The 19091-nt window shown below is 69.1% G+C and carries 14 protein-coding genes; 9 read left to right on the top strand and 5 right to left on the bottom strand.

Annotated features, from left to right (window positions below):
• Position 1 precedes the first annotated feature (1 nt).
• A complete protein-coding gene (locus tag L324_RS22945) occupies positions 2-859 on the top strand; it encodes a sensor histidine kinase (protein WP_037312144.1) in 858 nt (285 codons plus the stop codon).
• Entirely contained in the window at positions 853-1533 is a 681-nt protein-coding gene (locus L324_RS22940; protein ID WP_037312141.1) for a response regulator, read from the top strand. The genes L324_RS22945 and L324_RS22940 overlap by 7 nt, the downstream gene beginning before the upstream one ends.
• A 9-nt stretch (positions 1534-1542) precedes the next feature.
• Here L324_RS22940 and L324_RS22935 read toward each other — a convergent pair whose 3' ends face one another.
• The 5 genes from L324_RS22935 to L324_RS22915 form a co-directional block, all read right to left on the bottom strand.
• Complete coding sequence (locus tag L324_RS22935) at positions 1543-2181, bottom strand: ABC transporter permease (protein WP_037312138.1); 639 nt, start codon at positions 2179-2181, stop codon at positions 1543-1545.
• Complete coding sequence (locus L324_RS22930; protein ID WP_037312135.1) at positions 2178-2915, bottom strand: ABC transporter permease; 738 nt, start codon at positions 2913-2915, stop codon at positions 2178-2180. Before L324_RS22930 ends, L324_RS22935 begins: the two co-directional genes overlap by 4 nt.
• Positions 2912-3616 (bottom strand): ABC transporter ATP-binding protein, encoded by a 705-nt coding sequence (locus tag L324_RS22925; RefSeq protein ID WP_037312132.1) that lies wholly within the window; start codon positions 3614-3616, stop codon positions 2912-2914. Before L324_RS22925 ends, L324_RS22930 begins: the two co-directional genes overlap by 4 nt.
• A 130-nt stretch (positions 3617-3746) precedes the next feature.
• Positions 3747-4955, bottom strand: coding sequence for an MFS transporter (locus L324_RS22920; RefSeq protein ID WP_438938463.1), 1209 nt, complete (start codon positions 4953-4955; stop codon positions 3747-3749).
• A 35-nt stretch (positions 4956-4990) separates the two neighbouring features.
• Entirely contained in the window at positions 4991-6022 is a 1032-nt protein-coding gene (locus L324_RS22915) for a glycoside hydrolase family 43 protein (protein WP_037312129.1), read from the bottom strand.
• 434 nt (positions 6023-6456) lie between these two features.
• Between L324_RS22915 and L324_RS22910 the strand changes: the two genes are divergently transcribed.
• The 7 genes from L324_RS22910 to L324_RS22880 all read left to right on the top strand — a co-directional run bounded on the left by L324_RS22910 (position 6457) and on the right by L324_RS22880 (position 19034).
• On the top strand, positions 6457-9333 hold the full coding sequence (locus L324_RS22910) for a glycoside hydrolase family 9 protein (protein WP_081736433.1): 2877 nt from the start codon (positions 6457-6459) through the stop codon (positions 9331-9333).
• 449 nt (positions 9334-9782) lie between these two features.
• Positions 9783-11249 carry a glycoside hydrolase family 10 protein gene (locus L324_RS22905; RefSeq protein WP_063624609.1) on the top strand — a complete coding sequence of 489 codons (1467 nt, stop codon included), beginning with the start codon at positions 9783-9785 and terminating at the stop codon, positions 11247-11249.
• Positions 11250-11285: 36 nt separating this feature from the next.
• Positions 11286-12932: a glycoside hydrolase family 27 protein gene (locus tag L324_RS22900; protein ID WP_037312126.1), complete on the top strand. Its 1647-nt coding sequence runs from the start codon at positions 11286-11288 to the stop codon at positions 12930-12932.
• A gap of 18 nt (positions 12933-12950) precedes the next feature.
• Positions 12951-14930, top strand: a complete 1980-nt coding sequence (locus tag L324_RS22895; protein ID WP_037312123.1) for an alpha-L-fucosidase — start codon at positions 12951-12953, stop codon at positions 14928-14930.
• A gap of 38 nt (positions 14931-14968) precedes the next feature.
• Positions 14969-16267, top strand: a complete 1299-nt coding sequence (locus L324_RS22890; protein ID WP_051174050.1) for a ricin-type beta-trefoil lectin domain protein — start codon at positions 14969-14971, stop codon at positions 16265-16267.
• A 48-nt stretch (positions 16268-16315) separates the two neighbouring features.
• Positions 16316-17614: a ricin-type beta-trefoil lectin domain protein gene (locus L324_RS22885; RefSeq protein ID WP_051174049.1), complete on the top strand. Its 1299-nt coding sequence runs from the start codon at positions 16316-16318 to the stop codon at positions 17612-17614.
• Between the two features lie 226 nt (positions 17615-17840).
• Complete coding sequence (locus tag L324_RS22880) at positions 17841-19034, top strand: hypothetical protein (protein ID WP_051174048.1); 1194 nt, start codon at positions 17841-17843, stop codon at positions 19032-19034.
• Positions 19035-19091 lie beyond the last annotated feature (57 nt).

The raw sequence follows: 19091 nt of genomic DNA, 5'->3' as shown, positions 1-19091 counted from the left end.
GATGACACCGCCGGAGCGCCCCGTATGGCGATCGCGTGCGTGGCTGGTCGCCTCTGCGGTGCTGGCCGTGGCCGCGTTCGCGCTGCTCACCGTCGGCGCGGACGGACCCGGCGCGGTCATCGTGCCGGTTCTCGTCGTGGCCACGGCCATCGGAGTGACGACGTGGACCCTGATCCGCGCCCGCCAGCGGCGCCTCGACTACGAAGCACGCCTCACCACCTGGGCGGCCGCGCACGCCACGCACCATGAGCGGCTCCGGATCGCCAGGGAACTCCACGACATCGTCTCCCACGGCCTCGGCGTCATCACGCTGCGGGCCAGCGCGGCGAGGCGAGTACGTGGGGACGTCCGGGAAGCGGAGCGTGAGCAGGCGCTGATCGACATCGAACAGGCGAGCCGGGACGCGGTCACCGAACTCCGGCGCATGCTGGCCGTGCTCCGCGACACCGACGAGAAGGGCGCGCCTTTGCGACCCGTGCGGAACCTGTCGGATCTTCCGGCCATCGTCGAGGCCACGCGCCCGCTGGGGCTCGAACCGCGGCTGACCGTCGGCGAACTCGGTGACGTTTCCCCTGGGGTGCAAGCCACAGTGTGCGAGATCGTCCGTGAAGCCGTCGCGAACACCGCCCGGTACGCCGGACCGACGATCGCTCGCGTCGAGCTGCGGCGGGAGGGCGACACGATCGTCGTGACCGTCGACGATGACGGGCCGCGGGGCACCTGGTCGCCATCCCGCGGCGCCGGGCACGGCCTGGCGGGCCTCCGTGAGCGGGTCGGCGTACTCGGCGGCGACCTGCGAGCGGCTCCGGCCGGAACCGGCTTCCAGCTCATCGCACGGCTACCCGACGGAGCATGGTGACCTATTCCGAACAGCCACCGAGCCGGGTCCTGCTCGCCGACGACCAACGACTGTTGCGGCACAGCCTGGCGATCATCATCGACACCTCGCCGGACCTGGTCGTCGTCGGACAGGCCGAGGACGGGATCCAGGCGGTGGAGATGGCGCGGCGGTTGAGCCCGGACATCGTGCTGATGGACATCCGCATGCCCGGCCAGGACGGGATCGTGGCGACCAAGGAGATCAGTGCCTGCCCCGACCTGGCCGGGACCAGGATCCTCGTGCTGAGCATGTTCGAGCTGGACGAGTACGTCTACGGCGCGCTCCGAGCCGGGGCGAGCGGGTTCCTGCTCAAGGACACCGAACCCGACGAGCTGATCGCCGCCGTTCGCCGGACGCACGCAGGCGAATCCCTGTTCGCCCCCGCCATCCTCACCCGGTTGATCGAGCACTACGTCACGACGCCGCCGCACCGGAGCCCACGACGGCCCGCAGAGCTGACCCAGCGCGAGATCGAGATCCTCACGTTCGTCGGCCGCGGGTTGTCCAACACCGAGATCGCCGAGACGCTGACCATCTCCATCAAGACGGTGAAGACGCACATCAGCCGGCTGCTGAGCAAGCTCGCCGCCCGCGACCGCGCACAGCTGGTGATCACGGCGTACGACCTGGGACTGGTGGTCCCGCGAACCTGAGGCACGCGGTCAAGCGTCCCGTCTGTGGAACACAGCCGCGGAAATCCCCACCGCGACGAGCACCCACCCCAGTACGACGGCCGAACCGCCGAGCGCGCCGAGGTCGTGGCTCGCGGCGTCCGGCAGGTAGCTCGCGACCGTCGCCCGGCCGTGCAGCAGCGGACCCGCGATGAAGTAGTACCCGAGCAGCCCGGCCACCGCCGGGACACTCCGCCGCAGGATCGTCGCGACCGCGGCGGCGATCACCGCGGTGAGCGCGAGATAGGCACTCGCTTCCACCGCGGCGGACCAGGGTGCCCGGGTGACTGCCGCTCCGACCAGCACGGTGATCGTCGCCGCGGGCACGGCGACGATCAGGAGAGCCGCCATTTTGGCCAGCTGCAAGGCGATCCGGCGTGGCATGGCGGTGAGCGTCACGTGGATCTGGCCGCCGCTGTACTCCGAGGTCGCGGTGACGACGCCGAGAACGATGAACCCCGCCTGGGTGTAGCGGACGAATGAGAGGCCCGTGTTCCCCTCCTGTCCCGAGGAAGTCAACGCGATCGCGAGGGCCGCGGAAACGCCGAGCGTGGCCAGCAGCGTGAAATACGTCGCCGGCAGGCTGAGCACTTTGAGCGTCTCGGCCCGGACCGACCGGCTGCCCGTCATGCGTCCCTCCTGGTGAAGACGAGGAAGCCCGCGGTGAGCAGCGCGGCGACCCACGCCGTCATCACCAGTCCGCCGGTGACCGGCGAGAGCCGCACGGGCAGATCCATCTGCCTGATGAACAGGCGGATCCCCGCCAGGTCGGGGAAGAACACGGCCAGCGGCGTGAGTTTCGTGAGCAGGTAGGTGACCGTGACCACCGACGTGTTCAGGATCAGCACGGTGAGCGGCAGGATGCCGTTGCGCGTCAGCAAGGTCAGGCCGAACGCGAGCAGGGCCGTCAGTACCCAGTACAGGACGACACCGGGCAGGCGGACGAGGCCGCTCGTGCCCGCTCCGTCGCCGATCAGCGCTTCGACATTCGACAGCGTGACGGCCGAGGACACGGTCGCCAGCACGGCGACCGCGGTGCTCACCGCGGCCAGCTTCGCGATCAGCAGCCGCCGCCGGGACGGCACCACTGTGAGGCTCGTGGTGATCTGACGTCCGCCGCCCGCGCTTTCCCCTTCCGACGTGTATTCACTGCTCGCCGCGACGACACCCAGGATGACCGCGCCCACCACCCCGAAAGCGAGTTCCTGGAACCCGAGGTCCACGTTGCCGCCGCGGTTGGCCGCGATCGCCGACTTCGCGTTGAGGAACGTGAGAGCGGCCGGAACCACTACGCCGACCGCGACCGCCGCCCAGACCGACGGCAGGGAGGTCAGCTTCCGCAGTTCGCCCCGGTAGGCCCTCATCGCGCGGTCTCCTTGGTGAGCGCGAAGAAGGCGTCCTCCAGGTTCCGGTGCTCGTCGACGACCTCGGCGAGCGTTCCCTGCGCGACGATCCGGCCGCCCGCGATCACCACGACGTCGTCGACCGTCTCCGACAGCTCGCCCATGAGATGGCTCGACAACAGGACGGTGTGCCCGGCCGCGGCCCGCTCACGGACAAGACCGCGGATCCAGCGGATGCCTTCCGGATCGAGACCGTTGACCGGCTCGTCGAGCACCAGCACCTCCGGGTCGCCGAGCAGTGCCGCCGCCAGGGCCAGCCGTCGCCCCATCCCCAGTGAGTAGCCGCGGACGCGTTTACCCGCGGCCGAAGCCAAACCGACCTCCGCCAGCACCTCGTCCACCCTGCCGCGCGGGATACCGCCCGCCGCGGCCACCCACTTCAGATGCGCCCGGCCGGTACGCGCGCGATGCGCCCCCGAGCCGTCGAGTACGGCACCGACCTTGCGCAGGGGATCCCGCAGCCCGGCGAACGGCACACCGTCGATCAACGCGGTACCCGAGGTGGCACGGTCGAGTCCGAGCAGGATCCGCAGCGTCGAGGACTTCCCGGCGCCGTTGGGACCGAGGAAGCCGGTCACCCTGCCCGGACGTACCTCGAAACTGACGTCGGAGAGGATCGTCGCCGATCCCCTCCGTTTGGTGAGCCGGTCGAACTTGAGCATCAGGTCTTCTTCCCGTCGAGCGCGATCTTGGTGCCCGCCAGTCAATTCCAGCGGGGCACTCGCTCGCGTCAGGCCGGGGACCGATCCTGTCCGGTGCCTGTAGGACCTGGGTCCTACAGGCACTATCCGTTCAGCGGGTGTCGCGGCGTTCGATGGCACCCGAGACCAGGGCGACACCCAGCGCGGCGACGCCCAGGGCCACGCCGATCCACACCGGGGCGATCAGTCCGAACCCGCCGTCGATCGCCATCCCGCCGAGCCAGGCGGAGAGGGCGATGCCGACGTTGAACGCCGAAGCGTTCGACGAGGAGGCGAGCGAGGGCGCGTCCTTGGCGGCGTCCATCATGCGGGTCTGGAACACCGGGACCATCGCGAAACCGGCGGCTCCCAGCACGAACACCATGATCACCGCCGACGTCTGCTGGTGCACCGCGAAGGCGAAGACGGCCAGTGCGACGATCGCCGCGACGATGGTGCCGTAGAAGGTGGGCATGAGCGCCCGGTCGGCGAGCCTGCCGCCGAGCAGGTTGCCGCCGGTCAGCCCCGCGCCGAAGAGCAACAGCAGCCACGGCACCGTCGAGGCGTCGAAACCGGCGACCCGCGTGAGGATCGGCTCCAGGAAGGTGATCGCGGCATAGGCCGCGCCCCAGCCGAGCATCGTCGTCGTCAGCACCAGCCATACCCGGAGGCGGCCGAACACGGCCAGCTCGCCGCGGAGCCCGGTGCCCGGGTCGTTCGGTCGCGAGGGCACGAACGCCACGATCGAGGCCAGCGCCATCGCCCCGATCAGGGCGATGGCCCAGAACGCCGAACGCCACCCGAGCTGCTGGCCCAGCGCCGTCCCGAACGGGACGCCGACCACCGTCGACAACGTCAGCCCCGTCATCATCAGCGCGATGGCGCGGGACCGCCGCTCCGGGGCGACGAGACTCGCCGCCATGACCGGGCCGATGCCCATGAACGCGCCGTGGCAGAGGGCCGTGACGACCCGGCCGGTCATGAGCACGCCGTATCCGGGCGCGACGGCGGCGAGCACGTTCCCGGCGATGAAGAGGCTCATCAACGCGAGGAGCATCGTCTTGCGCGGCAGCCTGGTGCCCGCGGCGGTCATGATCGGAGCCCCGATCGCCACCGCCGCCGCGTAGCCGGTGACCAGCAGACCGGCGGTGGGAATGGACACGTCGAGGTCTTCGCCGAGCGGTCCGAGCAGACCGACCACGACGAATTCGGTCAGCCCGATGCCGAACGCGCCGAGGGCAAGGGCGCCGATCGCGAACGCCCGGCGCCGCTTGGAGTACTCAGAAGCGGGAACGCGGGCCGGAGTGGCCAGGATCGGCACGCGGTGGGTCCCTTCGCAAGGTATAGACGGTGGCCTCAGATCTTGGCCAGCCGGTTGTACTCGGCCCGCGTCACCGGCAGGACGGTGCCGTGCCGGGGCTTACCCGGCAGCTGTGCGTCCGCCACCGGCCGCCAGTCGCCGGAGTTCAGGTCGGTGGTCTCGAACGGCCGGTAGCCGCGGCCGCCGTACTCGTCGATGAACAGGTACCACCGCTTCTCGGTGTTCGACCGGAACACCAGCGGCCCCTCCCCACCGACGATCGCGTCCTTGCCGACGCACTCCTTCACCAGGGAGTACCCGGGACTGGTGAGCGTCGTGGACTTCTCCTGGGTGATGTACCGCCCGCACGGCGTCGAACCACCGCCGCCGACGCCCCGATCGTCCTGGGAGAACCGGTGGTAGACGCCGTTGTGCTCGACCACCGTGGAGTCGATCACCGAATGGCCCGGGTCGAACCAGACCTTCGGCTCGCTGAACGTGCGGAAGTCCTTGGTGGTGGCGAACATCATCCGGTTGTGGGACTTCGTGGTGTGGCCGGGATCGTCGGCCGGATAGAGCGTGGACGCCCAGAACACCACATACGCGCCCCGCGCCGGGTCGTAGAACGCCTCCGGTGCCCACACGTTGCCTGCGGTCTCCGGCGCCACCTGGACCAGCCGCGGCTCGCTCCACCGCACCAGATCCTTCGACTCCCACACCACCATCGACCGGCTGCCGTGGCGCGTGGTCTGGTCCCAATCGTCGCGGCCGTACATCCTCAGATCCGTCGCGATCAGGTAGAACCGGTCACCACGCGGCGACCGGATGACGAACGGGTCCCGGACCCCCTTGGTGCCGAGCGTCGATCTCAGCACCGGCTCCCCGCCACCCAGCTCACGCCACCGCAGCGGGTCGTCGCCCTGGCTCAGCCCGAAGTGGACCTGCTCCCCGTCCGCGGTGTTCTCACCGGTGAAGGAGACGAACAGGTACCCGGCGTACCGGTGCGACCCGGCACTGGCAGGCCCCGCCGGGGACAGCAGCCCGCAGACGACCAGCAGCACCGCGGCAATGGTCCGTAACACGCGCACAGCCGCGTCCTCCCCGCTCGGGACCCGATCCACTCCACACCGATGACCACCATCGCCGACTGTGTCCATTGTGGACACAGGAGCACGGCCACTCCGCACGGTCCATAATGGAACCGGCGCGTGGAGAGAGTGACGGGATGACGATATTGGTCCATTTCCAACGACGTCAAGGACTTTCCCGTTGAAGAAACGCGGATCACCTTGCTGTCCAAGATGTTCCCGACCTGTACCGAGTCTAGGGAAACCGCTTTCCCGACTCGAGGGCGGTGATGACCCGGGAAGACCGGGCGCAGTTAGTCGACTAAATGCCGGATTGTCACCCCGCGTGACGAGCTGACTCACTCTTGCGATCGGGAGGCGGGGCCCCTACTCTCGCTGGGAGCGCTCCCAGGCAGCTGTGTCAACCGTCAGAGCAGACGGAGGAGACCCACCCGATGAGATCGTTTTCCCCTCCCCGCCGATATCGCCACGCCACCGCCGCGCTCGCCTTCGTCACTCTCGCGGCTGCGCTCACCACCGGAACGGCCCAGGCCGCCGGCTACGAACGGATCCTCAACGGCGGCTTCGCCACGGGCGCCGCCGACCCCTGGTGGGCCAGTGCCGGGGTGACCAACCGCGTCACCGACGGCGAGCTGTGCGCCGCGGTCACCGGTGGCACGACGAACCCGTGGGATGCCCTGATCGGCCAGAACGGGGTGCCGTTCGAAGCCGGGCAGCAGTACACGATGTCCTTCGACGCCTACGCCACCACACCCCAGCTCGTCGCCGCCAACGCGGGTGAAGGGGTCAGCCCGTACCGGGGCATCGCCCGGCAAGAGGTCCAGCTGACCACCAGCAAACAGAAGTACACCTTCACGTTCACCTCCGGACTGGACTTCCCGGACTCGGGCAGCGGGCAGATCACCTTCCAGGTCGGGGGCCTCGCGGCGAACAACACCATCTGCGTGGACAACGTCTCGCTGGTCGGTGGCGTGATCCCGCCCGGCGGCCCGGCCGCTCCGACGAAGAAGGTCCAGGTGGACCAGGTCGCGTACGTGCCAGGCCTACCGAAACACGCCACCCTCGTATCCGACGCGACCACCGCGCAGACCTGGGCGCTGAAGAACTCCGCGGGCACTACGGTCGCCACCGGCCGCACCACGCCGAAGGGCGCCGACGCGCTGTCCGGCGACCCGGTGCATCTGATCGACTTCTCGGCCTACGACACCGCGGGCACCGGGTACACCCTGACCGTCGGCTCGGACAGCAGCTTCCCGTTCGCCATCTCCGCCGACCCGCTCAAGAAACTGCGCTACGACTCGCTGGCGTTCTTCCACCACCAGCGCAGCGGGATCGAGATCGGCGCGCCGGACGTCGGCGCGGCCTACGCCCGGCCCGCGGGTCATCTCAACGTCGCGCCCAACCAGGGCGACGCCAACGTGCCGTGCCGGTCCGACCTGAACTGCGGGTACACCCTGGACGTGCGCGGCGGCTGGTACGACGCGGGCGATCACGGCAAGTACGTCGTGAACGGCGGCATCTCGGCGTGGCAGGTGCTCAACACCTACGAGCGCGCCAAGCTGATCGGCGACGCCGCCGCGCTCGGTGACGGCAAACTCGCCATCCCGGAAAAGGCCAACGGCGTGCCCGACGTCCTCGACGAGGCCCGCTGGGAGGTCGAGTTCCTGCTGAAGATGCAGGCGCCCGACGGCATGGTGCACCACAAGATCCACGACGCGAACTGGACGGCCCTGCCCACCCTCCCGCACCAGGACGCCCAGGCCCGCAGGCTGTCGGCCACCAGCACCGCGGCGTCGCTGAACATGGCCGCCGTCGCGGCGCAGGCGTCCCGCATCTGGAAGACCATCGATCCGGCTTTCTCGACCAAGACGCTCGCCGCGGCGAAGAAGGCGTACGCGGCGGCGAAAGCGAACCCGAACAAGATCGCCGACCCCAACGACAGCACCGGCGGCGGCGCGTACTCCGACAGCACCCTGACCGACGAGTTCTACTGGGCCGCCGCGGAGATGTTCACGACGACCGGCGAGGCGTCCTATCGCGCCGACGTCACCGGATCGACCCTCTACAAGGGAAAGTCGATCAGCGACCGCGGCTATGACTGGGGCTCCACCGGCACCCTGGGTGACATCACGCTGGCGCTGGTGCCCAACGGCCTGCCGTCGGCGGACGTCGCGGCGATCAAGACGGCGTTCGTGGCCACCGCGAACAAGCATCTGAACCAGATGGCGACGCTCGGCTATCCCGCGCCGTACCGGGAGGTCGACGGCAGCTATGTCTGGGGCTCGAACGGCCTGGTCGCCAACAACGCCTCGGTACTCGCGCTCGCCTACGACTTCACCGGCGCGGCCAAGTACCGCGAGGGCGTGTTCGAGGCACTGCACTATCTACTGGGCCGCAACCCCGTGAGCTACTCCTACGTCAGCGGGTACGGCGGGCAGCCGGTCCGCAACGTGCACCACCGGCACTGGGCCAACCAGCTCGATCCGACCCTGCCGATCGCCCCGCCGGGGGTGCTCTCCGGCGGTCCGAACAGCGGACTGCAGGATCCCGTCGCGGAACGACGGCTCCAGGGCTGCAAACCGCAGAAGTGCTTTGTGGACCACATCGAGGCGTACTCGCTCAACGAGGTTACGGTCAACTGGAACTCGGCACTGGCCTGGATCGCCAACTGGGCCGCGGAAAAGTCGGGCTCGGCCGACGCCACCGCCCCGACCGCTCCGGGCACACCCGTGGCGTCCGGCGTCACGGGCACCGGCGTGACGCTGACCTGGACGGCGGCGAGCGACCCGGAGAGCGGCGTCAAGAACTACGACGTCCTCTCGATCGAAGGTGACACGCAGCGGGTCGTCGCCACCGTCACCGGTACGTCCGCGACAGTGACCGGGCTGCGGCCGAACACCGCGTACCGGTTCGCCGTGCGGGCCCGTAACGGGGCGGACCTCAGGTCCGCGCTGTCGGGCGCGGTCTCGGTGACCACCACCTCGGACGCCCAGACCACCTGCAAGATCACCTACCAGGCGAGCGGGTGGGCCACCGGGGTGTCCGGGTACGTCACCATCACCAACACCGGCGCCGTCGACTGGAGCACGTGGACGCTCGGATTCACGTGGCCGGGCAACCAAAGGATCACCCAGGGGTGGTCGGCGACCTGGACCCAGAACGGTTCCGCGGTGACCGCGACGCCGTTGTCGTGGAACAGCCGCGTACCGGCAGGCGGTTCGGTCCAGATCGGCTTCAATGCCTCGTCGTCCCCGCCGCATCCGGAGCCGGCCGGCTTCACGATCAACGGGCAGGCCTGCACGAGGGGCTGACCCGGGAGGCGCCGGAACGACAACGGCGGCCTCATCGATCGAGCGGTTGGTCCTCGAAGTCCGCTGGGCTTCGAGGACCAACCGCTATCGTGCGTTCTTTCCCCGGTGAAATCGTTTCTGCGCGATAAGACTGATCCATTACCCGAGATAAGACTGAAGCATTGCGCTGTACACAACGGATCGCGTACGGTTACGAACTGATCGAACCGGTTCGACCCCACTCGGGAGTCCTCATGGTTCAACCGCGGAACGCGCTCACCCCATTCTCCACCGCCCGCACCAGGACGTGATGGTCCCCCCGGCGGACCGGTAAACCCAGTCAGGTCAGCGAGACCCGGCGATTCGAGGGCACTGGGCCCGCCACCCCCATCCACCTCCTGGACTTTCCCCCCCTGCTCTGGGAGCGCTCTCAGCGCCACGCGGATGCCTTCAACGACGAAGGAGGAAGTATGAACTCGCAGCTCCGGTCCCCCCGACGGCGGAGACGGCCCCTGCTCCGCTGGGCGATCGCCTCGCTCGCCGCGACCAGCGCGATCACGCTCGTCCCGGCCGCCGCCGACGCCGCGGCCGGAACCCTGGGCGCCGCGGCGGCCCAGTCCGGCCGGTACTTCGGCACCGCGGTGGCCGCGGGAAGACTGGGCGACGCGCAGTACACCACGATTCTCAACCGGGAGTTCACCTCGATCACTCCCGAGAACGAGATGAAATGGGACGCCACCGAGCCATCCCGCAACAACTTCACCTTCGGCGGAGCCGACCGGGTCGCCAACCACGCCCGTAGTCAGAACAAACAACTTCGTGGGCACACCCTCGTGTGGCATCAGCAGTTACCCGGCTGGGTGAGCGGTATCCGAGACGCCAACACGTTGCGCGCGGTGATGACCAACCACATCAACGGCGTCATGGGCCGGTATCGCGGCCAGATCTACGCCTGGGATGTCGTCAACGAGGCCTTCGCGGACGGTGGGAGCGGCCAGCTTCGGTCGTCGGTGTTCCGCGACGTCCTCGGCACCGGGTTCCTCGAGGAGGCGTTCCGCGCCGCTCGCGCCGCGGATCCCGCGGCCAAGCTCTGCTACAACGACTACAACATCGAGGATTGGAACGCCGCCAAGACACAGGGTGTCTACAACCTGGTGCGCGACTTCAGGTCCCGCGGCGTCCCGATCGACTGTGTCGGCCTGCAGGCGCACTTCGGCAGCGGCGGCCCGCCCGCCACCTTCCAGACCACCCTGGCCAACCTCGCCGCACTCGGCGTCGACGTGCAGATCACCGAACTCGACATCGCCCAGGCGCCGGCGAGCGCGTACGCCAACACCGTCCGGGCCTGTCTGAACGTGTCGCGCTGCACCGGGATCACCACCTGGGGAATCCGGGACAGTGACTCCTGGCGCGCCAGTGAGAACCCGCTGTTGTTCGACCGCGGTGGCACCAAGAAGCCCGCTTACGACGCGGTGCTCACCACGCTGAACGGCACGACCACGGGGAGCCCGATCCAGGTCGGTGTCCAGTACCGGCTGGTGGCCCAGCACAGCGGTAAAAGCGCCGAGATCACCAACTCGTCCACCACCGCCGGCAGCACGCTGCGGCAGTGGGCGATCACCGGCGGGACCAATCAGCAGTTCGACTTCCTCGACTCCGGCGGCGGCTACTACCGGATCAGGGCGCGACACAGCGGACTCGTACTTCAGGTGTCCGGTTCGGGCAGTGGCGCGGACGTCGCGCAGCAGCCGGACACGAACGCCGCGAGCCAGCAATGGCAGGCGACCGACCACGGCAACGGCGTGATCAGCCTGATCAACCGGCAAAGCGGCCTGGCACTGGACGTGTGGGAGGCCTCCACCGCCGACGGCGCCCGCGTCTCGCAGTGGACCTTCACCGGCAACCCCAATCAGCGCTTCCAACTCCAGCGGGCCTGAAACGGCCGGACCCCGCACATCAGTGAAGGAGCAAGGATGCTCACTCGATCACGTCGACGACTGGTCGCCCTGCTGGCGACCGCGGCCGCGGCGCTGGCCCTGTTCACGGTCGCACCCGCCCCTCAGGTCGCCGTCGCCGCGCCCGGCAGCCCGGCGGTCACTCCCCCGCTGGGCTGGAACAGCTGGAACAGTTTCGGCTGCGGCGTCACCGAGGCCGCGGTCCGCCAGGCGGCGGACGCGATGGTCTCTTCGGGGATGCGGGACGCGGGCTACCAGTACGTGGTGGTCGATGACTGCTGGTTCGATCCGCAGCGCGACGCGCAGGGCACTCTGCGGGCCCATCCGACGAAGTTCCCCAGCGGCATGAAGGCCCTGGGCGACTACATCCACGGCCGCGGCCTGAAGTTCGGGATCTACCAGGTGCCGACCGAGCGCACCTGCGCCCAGCGCGTCGGCAACCATCCGGGCTCCACGGGCAGCCAGGGGCATGAGGTGCAGGACGCCCGCACCTTCGCCTCCTGGGGAGTGGACTACCTGAAGTACGACTGGTGCTCCCCCGACGGTACGAGGGACCAGCAGGTCGCCCGCTTCAGCGTGATGCGGGACGCGATCCGCGCCACCGGCAGGCCGATCGTCTACAGCATCAACCCCAACAGCTTCCACGCGATCACCGGTGACAAGTACAACTGGGGCGAGGTCGCCGATCTGTGGCGCACCACCGAAGACCTGCTCGACATCTGGCAGAACGGCAACACCAACAGCTACCCGATGGGCGTCGGCAACGTCGTCGACATCAACGCTCCCCTGGCCGCGCAGGCCGGGCCCGGCCATTGGAACGACCCGGACATGCTCGTGGTCGGGCGTCCGGGCCTGACCCTGACCGAGTCGCGGGCGCATTTCGCGCTCTGGGCGCTGATGGCCGCGCCGCTGATGGCGGGCAACGACATCCGCACCATGTCCGCCGACGTCAGCGCGATCCTGCGCAACCCGCGGCTGCTGGCGGTGAACCAGGACAAGCTCGGCGCGGGCGGCCGCCGGGTGCGGGACGACGGCGCCACGGAGGTCTTCGCCAAACCGCTGTCGGACGGCTCGGTCGCGGTCGGCCTGTTCAACCGCGGCGGCGGGGCGGGCACGGTGACCACCACGGCGGCGCAGCTCGGGTTGTCCGGCGGATCGTTCACGCTGACCGACCTGTGGACCGGAGCCACGTCGACCAGCGGCGGGCAGATCTCCGCCACCGTCCCGGCGCACGGCGTCGCCGCGTACCGGGTCACCGGCGGTAACCAGGTGGCCGCCACGACAGCGAGGCTGCGCGGTACCGGCTCGGGCCGGTGCCTGGACGTGAACGGCGGCTCGACCGCGCCCGGGGCGGCCACGGTGATCTGGGACTGCCACACCGCGGCGAGCCAGGCGTGGACGACGTGGGCGGGCGGCGAGATCCGGGTCTTCGGCGACAAGTGCCTGGACGCCGAGAACCAGGGCACCGCCAACGGCACGCGAGTCCTCACCTGGTCGTGTAACGGCCAGGCCAACCAGAAGTGGACCCAGAACGCCGACGGATCCATCACCAACGTCCACTCCGGACTCTGCCTGGACGTCAACCAGGCCGCCACCGCCAACGGGAGCCGGCTGGTCCTGTGGACCTGCAACGGCCAAGCCAACCAGAAATGGGCTCGCGCCTGAGCCGAAGGGGGTCGTGCCATGTCCTTGTCCTCAAGCCGGTTCAGCCGTCGCCAGGTGCTCGCCCTGAGTGGATTCACCGCCGCCGCCGGGCTGCTGCGAGCCGGAACGGTGTGGGCCACCGAAGGACCGAGCAGCTACACGCCGACGTGGCCGTCGGTCGACCGGCATCCGCCCGCGCCCGAGTGGTTCCAGGACGCCAAATTCGGCATCTACTTCCACTGGGGAGTGTTCAGCGTCCCCGCGTTCGGCAACGAATGGTATCCGCGCAACATGTACATCGGCGGCTCCAACGAGAACCGCCATCACATCGCCACGTACGGGGATCCCTCGGCGTGGCCGTACCACAACTTCATCAACGGAGCGCGGGACAAGGCGGGGAACTGGGTCCAGTTCGCGCCGAGACTGAAATCCGCGGGTGGCAATTTCGACCCCGGCGAATGGGCACAGCTGTTCGCCGACGCCGGGGCCAGATTCGCCGGACCGGTCGCCGAGCACCACGACGGCTACTCGATGTGGAACAGCACCGTCAACGAATGGAACTCGGTACGTACCGGCCCCAAACTGGATCTGGTGGGGCTCCATGCCGCCGCGATCCGGGCCAAGGGGCTGAAGTTCGTGGTGTCGCTGCACCACGCGTACAACTTCACCGGTTTCTACGACCGGGTCCCGGCGCAGTCGGATCCGAGCCTGCGCAAGCTGTACGGCCAGCTCGGCAGGGCGCCGGAGAACCAGCTGTGGTTCGACAAGCTCAAAGAGGTCATCGACGGCTACCAGCCCGACATCGTCTGGCAGGACTTCAACCTCCCCCAGGTCGACGAGGCACAGCGGCTGAACTTCCTCGCGTACTACTTCAACCGGGCGGTCGCGTGGAACAAGGACGTGGTCAGCACCTACAAGGACGGCCTGAACAACCGCGGTTCGGTGTTCGACTTCGAACGCGGTGGGCCGGCGGACATCCAGCACCCCTTCTGGCTGACCGACGACAGCATCTCCAGCTCCAGCTGGTGTTACACCGTCGGCATCGGCTACTACTCGCTCTACGCCATGCTGCACTCGCTGCTCGACAGGGTCAGCAAGAACGGCAACATGTTGCTGAACATCGCGCCGATGGCGGACGGGACCATCCCCGGCGGCCAGCGCGCGATCCTGCTGGGCATCGGCGATTACCTCAAACGGTTCGGCGAATCCGTCTACGCCACCCGGGCCTGGACGGCCTACGGCGAGGGCCCCACCCAGATGGGCGGCGGTTCCTTCGTCCAGCCGAGGGAGGGCACCAACCGCGACATCCGGTTCACCCGCGCCAAGGACAACACGGTGCTGTACGCCACCGTGATGGGCTGGCCCGGCAGCACGCTGAGCATCACCACCCTCAACTCCGGCCGGATCGACCTGAGCTCCCTGGCCTCCGTGCGGCTGCTCGGCTCCACGGCCGGGACGTACCTCGACCTGCACACCCGTAACCAGAACGGCTCGGGACTGCACATCTCGATGCCGTCGGCGGCAGCGCCCTTCGCCGCCCCCGCGTACGTGGTCAAGCTGACCTTCTCCGGTCAGATCCCCGCCTTGGGTGCCGCGCCCGTCCCCACCGGCTGGTCGCGGATCACCAACGCCACCACCGGACTCGCCCTGGACAGCGGCGGGAACGTCGCCTCGGGATCGCGGCTCAAGCAATGGAACTGGGACGGCAGCGCCAACCTGCAATGGCAGCTGGTGCCGCTGGGCGGCGAGTGGTACCGCATCGTCAACCGCACCAACGGGATGGTCGCCGACAGCTGGGGCAACAGCGCCAACGGTGCCGCCTGTCAGCAGGCGGCCTGGAACGGCGGAGCCAATCAGCAATGGCGCCTCAACGGTGTCGGCGGCGGCCGTCACCAGGTGATCAACCGCGGCACGGGTACCGCGCTCGACAGCCTCGGCGATTCCACCGCGGGCTCCGGCGTGGCGATGTGGGCACCGAACAGCAGTCCCAACAACCACTGGGCCATCGCCGCCGTCTGACCTGGCCCGGTAACCCAGTACAGAACAGGAGCACACCCATGAGGAAACGAGCCCATCCACACCGCTGGTGGTGGACGCCGATCGTCACCGCCGCCCTGGTCCTCGCCGGTTCCACCGCGGCGGCCGCCGCCCCGGCGCCGCCTGCCGATCCCGGCACCCTCGCCGCGTCCGCCGGCTGCGGCAAGACACCCACGCTGCGCAGCGGTCCCCAGACCATCCAGAGCAGCGGCAAGACCCGCAACTTCATCCTGCGGCTTCCCGACAACTACTCCAACACCCGCCAGTACCGGTTGATCTTCGGGTACCACTGGCGGGGCGGAACCGCCAACGACGTCGACTCGGGCGGAACCGACGGCTACAACTGGTCCTACTACGGCCAGCGGAGACTGGCGGAGAACAGCGCGATCTTCGTCGCGCCGCAGGGCTTCGGCAACGGCTGGGCCAACTCCGGCGGGGAGGACGTGACCCTCACCGACGACCTGATCAAGCGGATCGAGAACGACCTCTGCGTCGACACGGCGCAACGTTTCGCGCTGGGCTTCAGCTACGGCGGCGGCATGAGCTACGCGATCGCCTGTGCCAGGGCTCCCATGTTCCGCGCGGTGGCGGTCTACTCCGGGGCGCAGCTGAGCGGGTGCGCCGGTGGCAGCCAGCCCATCGCGTACATGGGGATCCACGGCGTCTCCGACTCGGTGCTCAACATCTCCCTCGGTCGCGGGCTTCGGGACACCTTCGTCAGGAACAACGGCTGCACCCCGCAGAGCCCGCGGGAACCCGCGGCGGGCAGCCGGACCCACATCATCACCACCTACTCGGGGTGCCGCACCGGTTATCCGGTCGTCTGGGCGGCCTTCGACGGCGGTCACACCCCCGGGCCCATCGACAGTGGCGGCGACGGCTGGCGCACCTGGACTTCGGCGGAGGTGTGGAAGTTCTTCACCGGGGGCACGACGCCGACCCCGACGACGTTCCGGCTTCGGGGCGAGTCTTCGGGCCGCTGCCTCGACGTCAACGGCGCGAACTCGGCGAACGGCTCCCAGATGATCGTCTGGGACTGCCACACGGGCGCCAACCAGCAGTTCAGCCAGAACAACCAGGCTCTGCAGGTGCTGGGTAAGTGCCTCGACGTACCGACGAACGCCACCTCCGGCACGCGAGTGCAGATCTGGGACTGCCACGGCGGCGCGAACCAGCAATGGAACGTCAACACCAACGGCACGATCAGCGCGGTCCAAAGTGGACTGTGTCTCGAGGTCGCGGGAGGGACCGGCAACGGTTCGGTCGTGAACGTGGCGACCTGCGGGACCGGCGCCAACCAACGGTGGGCCAAAGCCTAGTTTCGCCCGTTCGCCCGGCACAGCCACCTTCAGTACAGGAGCACGCACATGAAACGAAGGCGCAGTCCAGGCCGGTGGTGGGCGCCGATCGCCGCCCTCGCGCTCGTTCTGGTCAATGCCACCGTGGCGGAGGCCAGGGAAGCCCCCGTGGCCGCGGACGCCGGCACTCTTGCCGCGTCCCCCGGCTGTGGCAAAGCACCCACGTTGCGGAGCGGCACGCACACCATCCAAAGCAACGGCAAGAACCGCAGCTTCATCCTGAGCATCCCCGACAACTACGACAACACCCGCCGGCACCGGCTGATCTTCGGGTTCCACTGGTGGGGCGGTACCGCGGAGCAGGTCGCCTCGGGCGGTAGCGACGGCGACGTCTACGCCCATTACGGACTGCGGCGGCTCGCGAACAGCACCGCGATCTTCGTCGCACCCCAGGGCATCGGCAACGGCTGGGCCAATTCCGGCGGAGAGGACGTGACCTTCACCGACGACATGATCAAGCGGATAGAGGGCGACCTCTGCGTCGACACGGCGCAGCGCTTCTCGCTGGGCTTCAGCTACGGCGGCGCGATGAGTTACGCACTCGCGTGCGCCAGGCCGACGACCTTCCGCGCGGTCGCGGCCATCGCCGCTCCCGGCGCGATCAGCGGTTGCAGCGGCGGCACGCAGCCGTTCGCGTACCTGGGAATCCACGGCGTCGGGGACAACATCGGCGCCGGACGGGGGCTGCGGGACAGGTTCGTCAGGAACAACGGCTGCACCCCGCAGAACCCGCCCGAGCCGTCGTCGGGCAGCCGGACCCACATCACCACCTACTACTCCGGCTGCCGAGCCGGGTACCCCGTCGCCTGGGCCGCCTTCGACGGAGGTCACCAGCAAGGTCCCGTCGACGGATGCGCCGGTTGCGAGAGCGGCGCCCGGAGCTGGGTCAAGACCGAGGTGTGGAAGTTCTTCACCGGGGACACGCCCACCCCGACGCCGACGTACCGATTGCGCAGCGAGTCCGCCGGCCGGTGCCTGGACGTCACCGGCGCCACCTCGGGCAACGGCACCCAGATGATCGTGTGGGACTGCCACACCAGCGCCAACCAGCAGTTCACCCGCAACGGTCAAACCCTGCAGGTGCTGGGCAAATGCCTGGACGCCCCGGCCAACGCCACCTCCGGCGCGCGGGTACAGATCTGGGACTGCCATGGCGGTGCCAACCAGCAATGGAACGTCAACGACAACGGCACGATCACCGGTGTCCAGACCGGGCTGTGCCTCGACACCGCCGGTACCGCCAACGGCTCGGCCGTGACCGTCGCGACCTGCGACGGTGGCGCCGACCAGCGCTGGGCCAAAGCCTGACCGGGCGGGGAGGGTAGGGCGGCGGCCCCGGTGCACACCGGGGCCGCCGTCTTCACGGCGAACGGACGCAAGGCCGTCGCCTGTTCGGCTCTTGCCGGTGAGTGTCCGGTCGGCCACGGTGGGCACTGACTGTTTCGGTCGCGTGGTGCCGGGGGACACGCGCTGACCTTCAGGGGGTACGCCGACGATGCGTCGCGTCACGGTGTTTTTCTGTCTTGCCCTGCTCATGAGCGTTTCCGCGCCGCTCGCCGCCGCGAATGCGACTCCGCGCGACGTCGCGGCGCCGAGCATCGACCACGTGTTGTACTGGAACGAGGTATTGCTCGACGTCTTCCGGCATCAGACCGGTGAGAGCGCGGCGCCGACCCGGCTGTCCAGGTCGGCGGCCATGATGCACGGCGCGATCTACGACGGAGTCAATTCGGCCCGGTGTGCGACCGCGAGCGGTTGCCTCGGGCAGCCCTATCTGACGCGGGTGCCCGTGCCATCCGGTGCAGCTCCCGATCCGAGCAGCGCCGTCGACCGCGCCGCCTACAAGATCCTCACCGGCCTCTACCCCACCGGCCCGGTCGATTTCGCCGCGAAGCTGGCGACGGCGCAGTCGACGATTCCCGACAGCGTCACCCAGGAGCAGCGGGACCAGGGTGCCGCGATCGGCGACCGGACCGCGGCCGTCATGGTCGTGACCAGGGCGAACGACCGCTCGGACGAAACCGTCCCCTACACGCCGGGCACCCGGCCGGGCGACTGGCGGCCCACCGGCTCCGGCGACGCGCTCAACCCGAACTGGGGTCTGGTCCGGCCGTTCACGATGGACACACCGAACCACTTCCGCCCCTCACACCCCGAGGGGGCGCAAGACATCGGCGAGCTGCTCGCCTCTCCGACCTACCAGGCGCACGTGGCCGAGGTCCGCGACGTCGGCAGGCTGAACTCACCCTCGCGCGGTGCGGACAAGACCCAGGCCGCGCACTTCTGGGCCAACGATCTCGACGGCACCTACAAGCCACCGGGGCAGCTGCTCCAGCACACCGCGATCATCGCCCGGCTCCTGCCGGGACAGGACCAGTTCGTCAACGCCAGGTTGTTCGCCTTGGTGTCCCTCGCCCTCGCCGACGCCGCGATCGCCGCCTGGGACGCGAAGTTCCGGACGGACATCGACCTCTGGCGTCCGGAGATCGCCGGCGGTGGGCTGCGGATCAGGCTCCAGGTCACCGGCACCTCGCCGACCATCCTGCGGGCCAAGGTGTGGGCGAACGGGACCACCGAACCGGGGTGGCAGGCGACAGTGACGGACCAGACCCCCGCGCTTCAGGGCGCGGGAAACGCGGGCCTGCTCACCAACCTGTCCGGCTCGGCCACCAACGCGCCGCTCACCCTCACCGTGGACGACGTCGCCATCTTCCGCGTGGCCGGCTGACTCGGGCGGAGCTGAAGGGCGCTTTCCCCGCATGTGACGCGGGGAAAGCGCCCTTCG

This window comes from Amycolatopsis orientalis DSM 40040 = KCTC 9412 (assembly GCF_000478275.1).
Classification (GTDB): Bacteria; Actinomycetota; Actinomycetes; order Mycobacteriales; family Pseudonocardiaceae; genus Amycolatopsis; species Amycolatopsis orientalis.
The sequence above is the reverse complement of the archived record's forward strand: the minus strand, read 5'-3'. Positions and strand labels throughout refer to the sequence as shown.

Bases quoted from the DNA above. Each gene is read 5' to 3' on its own strand.
- L324_RS22945 (WP_037312144.1), top strand. From the start codon at position 2: ATGACACCGCCGGAGCGCCCCGTATGGCGATCGCGTGCGTGGCTGGTC.
- L324_RS22940 (WP_037312141.1), top strand. From the start codon at position 853: ATGGTGACCTATTCCGAACAGCCACCGAGCCGGGTCCTGCTCGCCGAC.
- L324_RS22935 (WP_037312138.1), bottom strand. From the start codon at position 2,181: ATGACGGGCAGCCGGTCGGTCCGGGCCGAGACGCTCAAAGTGCTCAGC.
- L324_RS22930 (WP_037312135.1), bottom strand. From the start codon at position 2,915: ATGAGGGCCTACCGGGGCGAACTGCGGAAGCTGACCTCCCTGCCGTCG.
- L324_RS22925 (WP_037312132.1), bottom strand. From the start codon at position 3,616: ATGCTCAAGTTCGACCGGCTCACCAAACGGAGGGGATCGGCGACGATC.
- L324_RS22910 (WP_081736433.1), top strand. From the start codon at position 6,457: ATGAGATCGTTTTCCCCTCCCCGCCGATATCGCCACGCCACCGCCGCG.
- L324_RS22905 (WP_063624609.1), top strand. From the start codon at position 9,783: ATGAACTCGCAGCTCCGGTCCCCCCGACGGCGGAGACGGCCCCTGCTC.
- L324_RS22900 (WP_037312126.1), top strand. From the start codon at position 11,286: ATGCTCACTCGATCACGTCGACGACTGGTCGCCCTGCTGGCGACCGCG.
- L324_RS22895 (WP_037312123.1), top strand. From the start codon at position 12,951: ATGTCCTTGTCCTCAAGCCGGTTCAGCCGTCGCCAGGTGCTCGCCCTG.
- L324_RS22890 (WP_051174050.1), top strand. From the start codon at position 14,969: ATGAGGAAACGAGCCCATCCACACCGCTGGTGGTGGACGCCGATCGTC.
- L324_RS22885 (WP_051174049.1), top strand. From the start codon at position 16,316: ATGAAACGAAGGCGCAGTCCAGGCCGGTGGTGGGCGCCGATCGCCGCC.
- L324_RS22880 (WP_051174048.1), top strand. From the start codon at position 17,841: ATGAGCGTTTCCGCGCCGCTCGCCGCCGCGAATGCGACTCCGCGCGAC.